This window comes from Viridibacillus sp. NPDC096237 (genome assembly GCF_050278625.1).
Taxonomy (GTDB): Bacteria; Bacillota; Bacilli; order Bacillales_A; family Planococcaceae; genus Viridibacillus.
The window spans coordinates 1-13,160 of the sequence record NZ_JBNNTI010000064.1 but is presented as its reverse complement, the minus strand read 5'-3'; the positions used below and the strand labels follow the sequence as shown (position 1 = coordinate 13,160).

8 protein-coding genes are annotated in these 13,160 nt (G+C 31.2%); 5 read left to right on the top strand and 3 right to left on the bottom strand.

The genetic code is table 11. The annotated features are described in order from the left end of the window. Positions 1 to 127 precede the first annotated feature (127 nt). Positions 128 to 805, top strand: coding sequence for an ABC transporter ATP-binding protein (locus tag ACQKMD_RS20445; protein ID WP_427754299.1), 678 nt, complete (start codon positions 128 to 130; stop codon positions 803 to 805). A 146-nt stretch (positions 806 to 951) separates the two neighbouring features. Then, positions 952 to 1,296, top strand: coding sequence for a hypothetical protein (locus ACQKMD_RS20440; protein ID WP_427754297.1), 345 nt, complete (start codon positions 952 to 954; stop codon positions 1,294 to 1,296). Between the two features lie 658 nt (positions 1,297 to 1,954). On the opposite strand, the gene ACQKMD_RS20435 is transcribed toward ACQKMD_RS20440, so the two are convergent. From ACQKMD_RS20435 to ACQKMD_RS20425, 3 genes are all read right to left on the bottom strand, one after another. Continuing rightward, entirely contained in the window at positions 1,955 to 3,415 is a 1,461-nt protein-coding gene (locus ACQKMD_RS20435) for a HAMP domain-containing sensor histidine kinase (RefSeq protein WP_427754296.1), read from the bottom strand. After that, positions 3,408 to 4,073: a response regulator transcription factor gene (locus tag ACQKMD_RS20430; RefSeq protein ID WP_427754294.1), complete on the bottom strand. Its 666-nt coding sequence runs from the start codon at positions 4,071 to 4,073 to the stop codon at positions 3,408 to 3,410. Before ACQKMD_RS20430 ends, ACQKMD_RS20435 begins: the two co-directional genes overlap by 8 nt. Before the next feature lie 378 nt (positions 4,074 to 4,451). After that, positions 4,452 to 5,738, bottom strand: coding sequence for a helix-turn-helix domain-containing protein (locus tag ACQKMD_RS20425; RefSeq protein ID WP_427754292.1), 1,287 nt, complete (start codon positions 5,736 to 5,738; stop codon positions 4,452 to 4,454). Between the two features lie 250 nt (positions 5,739 to 5,988). On the opposite strand from ACQKMD_RS20425, the gene ACQKMD_RS20420 reads away from it, so the two are divergent. From ACQKMD_RS20420 to ACQKMD_RS20410, 3 genes are read left to right on the top strand one after another with little or no spacing between them, the layout of a single operon-like run. Further along, positions 5,989 to 9,150: an amino acid adenylation domain-containing protein gene (locus ACQKMD_RS20420; protein WP_427754291.1), complete on the top strand. Its 3,162-nt coding sequence runs from the start codon at positions 5,989 to 5,991 to the stop codon at positions 9,148 to 9,150. Further along, positions 9,134 to 12,502: a type I polyketide synthase gene (locus ACQKMD_RS20415; RefSeq protein ID WP_427754289.1), complete on the top strand. Its 3,369-nt coding sequence runs from the start codon at positions 9,134 to 9,136 to the stop codon at positions 12,500 to 12,502. The genes ACQKMD_RS20420 and ACQKMD_RS20415 overlap by 17 nt, the downstream gene beginning before the upstream one ends. Then, complete coding sequence (locus tag ACQKMD_RS20410) at positions 12,499 to 13,002, top strand: HXXEE domain-containing protein (RefSeq protein ID WP_427754288.1); 504 nt, start codon at positions 12,499 to 12,501, stop codon at positions 13,000 to 13,002. The genes ACQKMD_RS20415 and ACQKMD_RS20410 overlap by 4 nt, the downstream gene beginning before the upstream one ends. Positions 13,003 to 13,160 lie beyond the last annotated feature (158 nt).

The window sequence follows — 13,160 nt, the reverse complement described above, 5'->3', positions numbered from 1 at the left end:
CAAGATATTTTGAATTTAGGTGGGTTAGGTCTATTAATCGCAATTTTAGCGACACTTCTTCCAGCATTATCGATTCTTCGATTGAATCCAAAAGAAATTTTATTAAAAGACGAATAGAGGGATACACATGGATACTATATTACAATTCAAAAATCTAAATTATCATTATCACAGCAATAATAAAAAAATTACAATATTAGATAATGTAAACTTTTCGTTTCAAACGGGATGCTTATATACCATTTTAGGACCATCAGGGTCGGGAAAAACAACTACCCTTAGTTTAGCAAGTGGATTAGATGTTCCAAGAAGTGGTTATGTATTATACAACGGAAGGGATATACGGAAGATAGGCCTAGATACTTATCGAAACAAACACGTTTCGATTATCTTTCAATCGTATAACCTCATAACGTATATGACAGCTCTTCAAAATGTAGTCACTGCAATGGAGATTACAGGGGTCGATGTGAAAGATAAAAAAGCAAGAGCACTTGAGTTATTAGCAAAGGTAGGCCTGACAGAAGTAGAAGCAAAAAGAAAAATATTACAGCTTAGCGGTGGTCAGCAACAACGTGTGGCGATTGCTCGTGCACTATCTTGTAACGTAGATTTATTGATTGCGGATGAACCAACTGGGAATCTAGATCAGGAAACTTCTATGGAAATTATCGAGCTATTTAAAGAACTTGCTCATAAAGAAAATAAATGTATCATTGTTGTGACGCATTCCCAAGCGGTGGCTAAACAATCAGATAAAGCGGTGTATTTAGAAAAAAGAAATTTAGTAATTAAAAAGTTGTAACATGAATATTAAAGCTAAAGAATTGTTTCGGTAGCGTTGTTAAATAAAAAGTGAAATAGAACCATACAAGCAAATGTAGATCTAATTAGACAAAATGTAGCGATAAAATGGTTTAAATCCATAAGAAAGGAATGAGAGAGATACGGATGAAAATAGTGACTTCTATTGGTCTAGTGACAATCGGTATTTTAATTGGTACGTATTTAAACCTTTTGAATTTAGGGGATAACTCGGATTCTGATCCAAAAGAAGTAGATTCATATCAAGATAGCAGAATGCCAAATGCCCCAAATCCAGGGGGAGGGGGGCCTTCTACCAAAGATGGAATAATGACAGATCCAGATAAATTTCCTCCAAATCAAAACGATATGGAATCAGATCCGGGAGAATTGTTTCCTCCAAACCAAAATGAGATGGAACCGGGTCAAAGAGAAATACCCCCTTCTGATCAGGAGGGGAGTGAGAGTGGTAGGGCAGGAACATCTATTTGAGGTTCAGAAAATAGAAAGAATAATGGGATAGCCTCAAGATAGCCTCAGAAGGTAAAGGTCCTCAACGAATGAGGATTAAATAGTAGAGGTGTTGGTAGATGTGCTGCCTTTCGAATAAGTTTGATAAAAACAGCTTGTGGATTTAAAATCCCACAAGTTGTTTTTATTTGGAACATTTCCAGATGGAATAAAATGTGAGAGAACATCTTTATTCACCAAAAGGTTAGAGAGGAGTGAACCTATTGGAACTAAGTGGTTGGTTTTTATGACGATTGCCGTATTCTATTTTCCACTCTTTGTATGGCTTTCTTTCACATATATTGAACCTACAAAAGAACCTTTCTTTTTGTATTTTTAACATTTTGCATAATACTCTCCTCAAATTAAATAGTTCGTATGGCTTATCAATTGTTGCAAGTATTATAGTCTTGTTTAGTATATTTTAGCTGTCATGAGGAACAAAAAAGTTATTGAAGAGTATTAGGTTGTTAGAATATAAGTTGTTTAAAGGGTAAATGTAGTTAACAATTTTACATAGAAAAATCCATTTTGAATTATCTTTTTCAAAATGGATTTTTTCTTCTTCTTAAAATGACCTTTTGCAAAAATAAAATTATAGAAATTTCTTTCAAAACTAAAGTCTAAACTATTTTGTTGTTCACTTTGTGGATAAAGGAATGGTAACTAAAAATTGCACTCCTTGTTCAGTGTTATTAAAAGAATAGGTAATAGAAAGGGTTTCAAAAACTTGCTTTACAATATATAACCCTAAGCCACTTCCACCAGTATTTCGATTTCTTGATTTTTCGATTCTATAAAACGGTTCGAAAATCTGCTGTAAATCCTCTTCTTTAATTTTAACACCTGTATTAATGACTTTAACTTGAATGTGTTGTTGTGAGTCCGCAGTTAAAGTTATATATACTTCCTCTCCATGAGGTGAATACATAATCGCATTATGGACAATATTTTTGCAGGCTTTTTCTAAAAGAACCCGATCTGTATAAACAAGATGATGAGAACCAATCTGTTTTATCATTTGAATGTCTTTTTGAGAAGCAAAAAATTCAAGATCTTTTGTGATTGTATTAATTAATTCCGAGAGATTTACTTCTTCCAATTGTAGTTTAAAAGTATGTTGCTCTAATTTTGACATGCTTAAAATCTCACGAACCAGTTGTTCCATACTTTCAATAATTTGGTGATTTTTCTTTAAGTATTGGTCACGATTTTGATACGGACCAATATTATAAATCATTCCTTCTAAGTATCCTTTCATGACGGTGAGAGGAGTTTTTAATTCATGTGCTACTATTGAGAAAAATTCCCTGCGTTTTTGTTCTATTTTTCTTTCTTTTTCAATATCGCTTTTTAACTGTTGATTTGCTTTCTTTAAATCATGCATAGTATGTTGTAAATTAACTGACATATCATTTAAGCTATTGGATAATTCCGCTAGTTCATCATTGGATCGAACCTCGATTTTTTCAGAGAAATCCAAGTTCGCCATCTTTTGTGCCCCTTGATTAATATAAATGAGAGGTTTTGTGATGAACCGTGAATACAAATAAGCACTACCTAAACCAATAACAATCACAATAATACTAATATAAGGAAGGAAAAGGGCCAATACCTGTGAAGCTTCATTAATAGGTTGAAATGTTGCGAACACTACGAGTGTTAAGTTAACGTTTAGGAATTGAATAGGTATGGTAGCATTATACGAATTGGAATGGTTATCTGAATTCTCCAATGAACCTTTAGTAGCCGGCGGCGTTAAAACTGCTAGCCCTTGACTATTACTACTGGTAAAGGAAAAGGTAGGAGAATAAATAATTCTTCCATCTTGATCTTGAAGGTAGATTATTGCGTTATTTTTTTGTGCATATTTATCAAGAAGCGGTATTGCATCTTGAAAAGTAAGATCCTTGGATTTATCAATTATTTCTTCTATTCCTGTTTGAAGTTGATCTGTTTTATACTGTTCATAAAATGTAGGTAAAAAGAAGTATAAAGTTAGATACATCACTAATGCAAAGGCTAACAAAATAAGTGAAGTAATCCAAAAGAGTTTATAAGTAATACGATTCATCTTTGTAATTTTTAATATTTTATTCATCGATTTTGTAACCAATGCCTTTTACTGTTTTAATATAAGGTATATCTAATTTTTTTCGTATGTTTTTAATATGTGTATCGATAATGCGTGTTTCACTACAATATTCATAGCCCCAAGCCTTTTCTATAATTCTTTCCCTTGTAAGCACTTTTTTTTCATTCTGAAGTAGTAGTTGTAGAATTTCGAATTCTTTTGTCGTTAATAGTATTTCAACCTCATTTACATATACTTTATATGCATCACAATCAACATGGACTTCTTTAAATACTAAATTGTTATCTGTACTTTGATCATAGCTTCTTCTCAGTACTGCTTCAACTCGTCTAATCAGAACATGGAAAGAAAAAGGTTTAGTAATATAATCATCGATTCCAATATCAAAGCCTTTCATTTGATCTTGTTCTTCTTCTAATGCGGTTAACATAATAATTGGTACATTAGATTGTTTTCGAATCATTTGTGCCAATTCAAATCCTCTAAGGTTTGGCATCATCACATCCAAAAGAATTAAATCATAGGATTGCTTATTAAATTGTTTCATTCCTTCTAATCCATCTGATGCAGTTTCAACGATATAGTTTTGTGTCATTAAAATTTGCTTTATTAACTCTTGAATTTCTTTGTCATCCTCTACCACAAGAATTTGATAGTTTCTCATTATATCACCTCTTATATCATTATAACCGTGTTATCTGGAGTTTATGTGAAGATGCATTCGTATAACACTTAGAGACAATAAAGAAAGAGACTTAAGAGATATGAAAAAAATTAGAAAGGATGAGGTAGCCCGTATTTTTCTTTAGGTAAAAATAACCATTTTCGTATTATTTTTATCTTCACTAAAACAAAAATAGTAGTACAGTCCAAAATTTTGGCCCGTACTACTATTTTTATTTTATTTTCCATTGTTCTTCTTAAATTTGAATTAACATAAATTTACAATTCTTGGGTTTTCTTCTTCTGCAGAAGCAAAATCTGAACTCACATAGGCAAAAAATATTAAAATTAAAAGCATTGATACGATAAATTTTTTCATTTATAATTCCTCCCATGCATGAATGCATTTTATTTGATATAAATATTGGTTAGCTTTTTGATAGTAAAGATGGCTGTCTTTATACTTAGCTTTTTCGGAAAAATACTTAGCTATTAGAATAGAGTACTTATGAGCAAAGCGGAAATCTGAGCGAGTTTCAAAAAAAGAAATAGCTTCTTTACAAGTGGGAACAAGATCATCTTGTGATGCGATGTGAAGAGCTTTAAATACTTTGAAATGATGAGAGAATGCTGTATATTTCCCTGAATTCTCTCCCTGGATAAAGTTTAAACCTAGCTCAGACCATTCAATTACTTTTTGTGAAATATTCATTTTTGAGTAAATCATAACAATTGATAATGTAGAGGTTAAATAACCTAGGGTGTCTTTTTCGCTATGATAGCTTTTCATATAATAATCTAAGGCCATTTGATCATTGCCCTCTTTTGAGTATAAGTCCCCTATATTTTGATACACGATACCTCTATATTCTGCAATATCGCCATTTTCTATTATTTTTTCAGAAATGATAAGCAAGTTTCTGGCATCGGTATACTTAAAGTTACGCTTGTATCCGTTAGATATAACAATATAACAATCTAACATTTTTTTGACTATAAAAATATTTTGAAAATATTTTAAAGCTAGTTCGGTATATTCTATTGCACTTAAGACCTGATCATTAACTAAATTACATAGTCCTCTGACATAGTAGTAGTCATACTTTTCCCAATCCTCCATCGAGATAGATTTCTTCTCCTTATCTTGTAATTCTAAATAACGAAGAGCCTCTTTATAAAACCCTTTAGAATAATGGTACAATCCCATATTTAAATTGAATAAAAAATTTTGGTATGAATTAAAGTTTTTTTGGTTTTTAATTAAAATTTGTTTAATCTCTCTAATAGTAGAAGAATTTGAATCAAGCATAAGGTTAATACGAAATAAATATAAAAAATATGTATTGAATAAACTACAATCTAAGAAATATTGATTGAGATTAGATAAAGTACACTTTTTTTTGACCATTTGGACATCTTTATTTAGAATGGCGTTTTTATATAAAGCAAAGAGATTATCAATTATCAATTGTTCTTTTTCCTCAGGATGTAAGTTTATAACAATATTAAGTCTTTTACAGAGAAGTTCTAAAATCTCATCACTCGGTACCGTTAAGTTGTTCTCAATTTTACTCAAATAGGAAACAGAGCATACACCATTAGCAAGACATACTTGTTTTACATTTTGTTTAATTCTCTCTGTTTTTAAAATATGGCCAATATTCATTTCCCTATTCCTCTCAATTATATAATAAATTACCTGTAATTAAATTGGGAAACTATCGATTCTTTATATAACTAAAATATGGGTTTTATAAATAAGTTTCCCAACTTAATTATACAGCATTATTTTTTCTGAATTGGTAATATATGTGTATAAAAGGTGTAGATATTTTGTTATTTTGTTTTGAAATTTTATATGTAGATAACTATTAATGCAACCTTTTTTAAGACTTGAATAGGGAGGCTTTTTACACATGGAAATATTCGATTTATCTTGGAATCAGAAAAAGTTATATCTATATCATCGGTTATATCCGTTAGATCCAGCTTATAATTTGTCTTTTCTTTATAAAATTGAGGGACCTCTAAATATAGAAAAGTTAAAATCCTCATTATATAAACTGTTTAGATCTAATTCTATTTTTAGTACATATTTTATTGAAGAAAAGGGAGTGCCAAAGCAAGTATACGAACCTGAATTTCAACATCGGATTAAAGTTATTGATTTTACGAATGAACAGGATTATGAGGCGAAAATTTATAATCTTACAACTCAAAAAAATAATACTGCTATTGATATATATCAACTCCCGCTTTACGAAGTATGTATTTATAAGATTTCAGAAGAAACATACTATATCTCAATGCATATAGCACATATCATCGCTGATGGATTTAGCTATTACACTTTTTTGGAAGATCTCTCTATTTTGTATAACGAAGAAATAGAATGTGAAGAACGAGCGGGCTTTTTTGAAACTTCCTTGTTGGTAGCAAATGAAGAGCTAACCATAAAAGCAAAAGACTTCTTCAAGCAACATTTAAATGGGCTTGAAGATTTAGCTTTAAAAGAAATAGATGAATGTAGGACGACTGAAGGATTATTGGTTGGTAGTAGCGCAACTTTTAGCTTGACGGAAGATATAACAGAAAAAATTCGAGAGTTCATAAACATTCATAAACTAACAGAGTTTACATTCTTCCTTACCTGTTACGCACTATTTTTAAAGAAAATTACAAATAAAGACCTTATTACAGTTGGAATCCCATTACCTAATCGTAGAAAAAGAGAGAGAAAAAAGGTCTTTGGATATTTTGTTAATACATTACCACTTTCCATTGACTGTAAATCAGATAAAACATTTTTAGAAATCTGCCAAGAAATTAAGGCAAATAGTAGATCACTTTTAAAACATCAAGATTTTAATATATCTGAGCATTACAGTGAAATATTAGAAGGTTCATTAGGCACTCATGAGATAAACAATGCTTTTACATATTATAAACAGGAATTAAGTTTTGATTTAGTTGATTGTTCGGTACAGAAGATCCCTCTTCAATTAATGAATATCAAGTTTCCGTTCTCTATGAACGTCGAAGATGGAAAAAGTAAGTTAACTGTAAATATAGAGTTTGCTTCAAAATTTAATCATATAAATTTTGAAGGAGTCTTTCAAAATATTTATCAAACAATTTTGAAGGAACCAAAGATTTTAGTGGAAAATCTCGAACTGCTGAGTAAGCACCAAAGTGAGCATATCTATAATATATATAACCAACATATTCAGGGGAAATCAGTTTATAAATTACAAAACAATATATATCAAGCATTTGAATCTATTTGTGAGGTTTATCCAGATAGAGTTGCTGTAACCTATTTAGATGAAAAATTGACTTATAAAGAATTAAATCAATTATCGACAAACATAGCGAGCAATCTAGTAGAAATGCTCGATGATAATCAAACGAACGTTATAATTTCATTACCCAAAAATGAAAATTTAATAGCAGCGATATTAGGTGTTTTAAAGGCTGGAAAAACTTATATTCCTATTGATCCTAACGCGCCTAAAGACAGATTCCAATACATTCTAGAATCTATTGAGAATCCGGTCATAATCACGAAAGAAATATTACCGATTGAAACTGATAACTGTGTAATACATATCAAGGAGTTGATGAAGACCTATAATAGTCAAAAGTTATTTAACGTAAGTAAGAACGAAGTAGCTTATATTATCTACACATCTGGTTCTACTGGTAAGCCGAAGGGTGTGCAAGTTACTCACCAAAATGTTATTCGCCTATTTGCTGCAACTAATAGTAATTTTAATTTTTCAGAAAAGGATACTTGGACTTTGTTCCACTCATATGCTTTTGACTTTTCGGTATGGGAGATATTTGGCGCTCTTTTATATGGTGGGAAACTAGTGATTGTTCCTGATAATTATATTAAATCTACAAAAGATTTTTACGAGCTTTTAAAAAGAGAAAAACTAACAATTTTAAATCAAACACCTTCAGCTTTTAGACAATTGATAAAGGTAGATCAAAGAGAAAAAGAAAAAATAGCTTCTCTAAGGGCCATTATTTTTGGTGGGGAAAAATTGGATTTTGCTATGTTGAAAACTTGGGTAGATAAATATGGACTTACACCTAGGCTTATAAATATGTATGGAATTACGGAAACGACAGTTCATGTTTCATATTATGAAATTGAAAAAAACGATGTATATTGCAAATGTGGGAGTATTATAGGTAAGCCTATAGAGGATATGAGTATCCTGATTGTAAATAAAGATATGCAGCTGTGTCCAATAGGTATAACTGGAGAAATGATAGTCGGAGGAGAAGGCGTCAGTAAAGGTTACTTTAAACAAAATGAGTTGACGAAAGAACGCTTTATTAAATTACCAGGAAGAGAAGGCAGATACTATAAAACAGGGGATTTGGCCCGTTATTTGCCAAACGGAAGAATTGAATACTTGAATAGAAAAGATAAGCAGGTACAGCTGCGGGGATTCAGAATAGAAATTGAAGAGATTGAATATGCAATAAATTCATTACAAAAATACAAAGAATGTATCGTTACTATGCACAAATTCTCTAAAGATGATAAACGTTTAATTGCATATATCATTACTTCCGTGCCATTGGATATTAAATCTTTAAAGGAAGAACTACAAAATAAGCTTCCTTCATATATGATACCATCTCACTTCATAGAAGTTGAAGAAATACCATTAACAATCAATGGGAAAGTTGACTTTGGAAAACTTCCAAACCCTACTGAAACTATTTTAAGTACGCAAAGTGGGACAGAGGTTATGAAAAAGGTGAGAGACATTTGGAGCCTTGTTTTAAAAAATAACGCTTTGCAATTAGACGACAACTTTTTCGATGTAGGGGGTACGTCACTACATGTAACAGAAATTTATTATAAGTTAGTGGATGAATTTGCGCTAGATGATATGAAAATCATAGATCTATTTGAATATACAACAATTCGTAATTTAGCTAATTATATTGAACAGTTGAAAACTTACCAAACACCACAAACTAATCGACCAAAACAGGCGAATAGACAAAAGCGAGAGAGAATCGTTAGGAGGAAGAATCATGCTGTCAAAAGTTGAAGCTACAGATATTGCAATTATAGGAATGTCTGGTAAATTTCCAGGTGCAAAAAATATTGCTGAATTTTGGGCTAATATGAAAAATGGAATAGATTCAAGACAAGAGTTCCGAGATGATGATCTAAAGAAAAACGGCATTGGTGAAGAACAAATAAATCATCCAGAGTATAAAAAGGTAGGTATGATTTTAGATGAGATTGAAAAATTTGATGCAGAATTTTTCAATTTTACTCCTTATGAAGCGAAAGTGACAGATCCGCAACATAGAATTTTTTTAGAATGTGTTTGGGAAGCTTTAGAGGAAGCAGGATATGCTCCGAGTAAATATCAGGGGAAAATCGGTTTGTTTGGAAGTACCAGTATGAGTTCTTATCTCATAAACAATATTATTCCAAATGAAAAAATTGACTCTGAGGGAGTTAATTATCCTATATTAATTGGAAATGACAAAGATTTTTTAAGCACTCGAATTGCATATAAGCTAAATTTAACAGGACCAAGTATTACTATTCAAACGGCGTGCTCTAGTTCTCTTGTTGCTACCCATTATGGGGTTCAAAGTATTCTAAATGGGGAATGCGATATCGCTATAGCTGGCGGAGTTAGTGTCAGTGTTCCACAAACTTCAGGTTACCTTTATAAAGAAGGTGGCATTCTTTCTAGGGACGGGAGATGTAGACCATTTGATCAAAATGCAAGTGGGACTATAAAAGGAAATGGCTGCGGTGTTGTAGTATTAAAAAGTTTATCAGAGGCCATTAAGGATAAGGATCATATATATTCTGTAATAAAGAGCACGGCTATAAATAATGATGGTTCTAATAAAGTAGGATTTACTGCACCTAGTATAAAAGGTCAAGAATCAGTTATTGATGAAGCATTATATTTAGCAGATATAGAATCTCATGAAGTGGGTTATATTGAGGCTCATGGAACTGGTACTTCACTTGGAGACCCTATTGAAATTCAAGCTTTGAATAAAGTATATGGAGGAAATATTGATAAACATTGTGCCATTGGTTCTGTAAAGGCAAACATTGGCCATACAGATGCCGCGGCAGGAGTAATAGGTGTCATCAAAACTGCATTATCATTAAAGCATCAAATGGTAGTTCCAACACCTAATTTTGGGAAAGAAAATGAAAATTTGTATTTAGAACAAACGCCATTCTATATCGCTGACAAATTAGAAAAGAAGAAGTTGGATTATGCTGGTGTAAGTTCATTCGGAATAGGTGGAACAAATGCCCATATTATAATGAAATATTGGGAAGAAGAGACTGATGATCCTATTGAAGAGAAGGAATCTAACATTGTTCTTTTATCAGCTAAGAATTCAGTAGCATTATCTCAGATGAAGGAGCAATTGCAAGGTTTTTTAAAAAAGAATGAAAATTTATCTCTTGGAGATGTAGCGTATACATTATCTAGTGGAAGAACGGAATTTAATAATCGATATTTCGCTATTGCATCATCAGTAGATGAACTTATTGCTCAGTTAAGTTTGGAACAGAACGTTACCCCAATTGAAAATGACATGAGGGTATCCTTTAAGTTAGGATACAATGATTTATTGTGGAAAAAACTTATTGAACATCCATCATTTCAAGAGATTGTACATTCTATTTTAGAAAACTGCAATGAAGTCGATTCTGGAATTACGAAAGAATCAATACTAGTAGATTCCATCTACAGAGAAATAAATTATTTCGTTTATAATCTCGCACTTGCAAGAAAGTTGATTGAGCTTGGTATAGTACCGGAAGTAATAATCGCAAATAGCAAGTTAGATGACCTCATATTATTTGTACTTGGTGAAGTGATTTCATTAAAAGAAGCGATAGAAGCTATTATGACCATGGATCCAGTATCTATAGTTGAGTGGGACGATAAGAATTCGAAATACTCCGCTTTTTGCTCTGATGGTAATTTTTACAATAAAATGAATAAAAAGTTCATTTTTCAGCAAACAAGTTCTTTAACTATAGAAAAGGTAAAAGGAAATACTTACGTATCAAAGTCTAATAATTCTATATGTTTTGAAGGACTTACTCTTGGTGACAAATATACTAATTTTAACAGGCCCCCTTATGAATGCTATTTAAGTATTCTCGGATGCCTATGGACAAGCGGTATGAATTTAGATATAGGTAGGACAGTTTCCTTTAAAAATAGAGTTTCTCTTCCAACATATCCTTTCCAAAAAGAACGATATTGGATAGAGGCTAAACAAAAAAATAGAGAGGTCCTTCTAAACCCAGCCGAGAATGAGATCCCTAATAATATTGAAAATATAGTATTAGATACGTGGCAAAAGTATTTAGAAATAGATTCCATAGAAATTGAAGACAATTATTATGACTTGGGTGGAGATTCTCTAGCAGCAGTTGAAATTGTCAGTGAATTACGTGATGTGTTAAAAGTTAATATCTCAATAGATCAGTTCACAGATATGCAGACACCAAAAGATCTAATTGTATATATTCAAAATCAAGAAATAAAAAAGAAACATACTATTGTGAAAAAAATAAGAGAAGGTATAAATCCCCAAAATAATCTATTTTTAGTTCATCCTGCTGGGGGAAATAACCTATGCTATAGCCAAATGAATAGATTTATAGAAAAAGATGATTGGAATATTTATGTTATTTCTTATCCAATCAATATTTTCAGAAATGAATCTTTAAAAGAGATTGCTTCATATTATGTAGAAATAATAGAAGAGATTCAACCACATGGAGAGTATGTAATAGGGGGCTATTCTTTTGGTGGAAATGTTGCATTTGAAATGGCCTTACAATTACAAAACAAAAATAGGGTAATTAAGTCATTAATGATGTTTGATAGCCATCCACCAGAAGCTTATTTTGGAGAAAGTATATCTCATGATTACTTCGTAAGAGCGTTTCCTTTTGTTATTGAAATGTTCTTGAATGGGAACGAAATTGATTTGCAAAAATTAACTGAATACGAAAATAAATCATTCGACGAAATAGTAGAAAAACTCATTGAAAACATGGATATGAAGGTTGATAAAAAAGATTTAGAGCAATTCTTTACAATTTGGAAGCATAACCATAATGCTTTAAAAACATATTATCCTGAGCAAAAATTAGCCACTGATATTCTTTATTTTGAGGCGAGTGAAAAAGAGTCTAATGAAGTTTTGGATGTTTTAAAAATAAAAAGGGTTAATAAAAGTACCTGGCATAAGCATATTTCAGGGAATTTCTATTCAACAATGGTACAAGGGAATCACTATTCTATGTTTGGAGATATAGAAAAAGTAAAGGATTTAGCTAAAACATTTGATCATATGGTTGATAATCATAAACCGAGGGTATTAAGTTGAAAAAAATAAATTTGTTTAAAATCCTTTGGGTACTCCCAATTATTTTTGCCATTCATAACCTTGAAGAGTTACCTCAATTAGGAAAATGGGCAGAAAAAGTATTAGATTCTGAGCGCCTTCACTTTTTAAGGGACTTCTATTCTTTTCAAACATTAGTAGTAGCTATGGTATTACTAACACTCACAGTAGGAATTATTATTCTACTAGAGTACAAAGTAAGAAATAAAATTACTTCTAGCTTAACCCTTTTATGCACATGTCTGTTGTTGATTAATGGTATTACTCATTTAATCCAGTTTTTCGTCTATGGAGGTTATGTCCCTGGTCTCATAACTGCAGTCACTCTGTTAATTCCATATATGTCTTTCATTCTTTATATACAAATTAAAAATTATGATCTGACCATAAAAAAAGTGATTTTGTATATATTGATTAGTGTAATAATAATGTTTCCAACTATTACTATATTTTTGTTTATAGCAAACATTTTAGTTGTTTAAGTAAGTAGGTGTTAAATGTAATTATTGTTCATTTAACACCTCTATAAAAATTAATTTTTGAAGTGAATCAATTTCATAAATCGTATTTTTTTAGAGCACAGACTACTCCCATAGTGCAAAATCTGTTTTTAAAAATTAAGCTACGTTTGGTTGTTCAC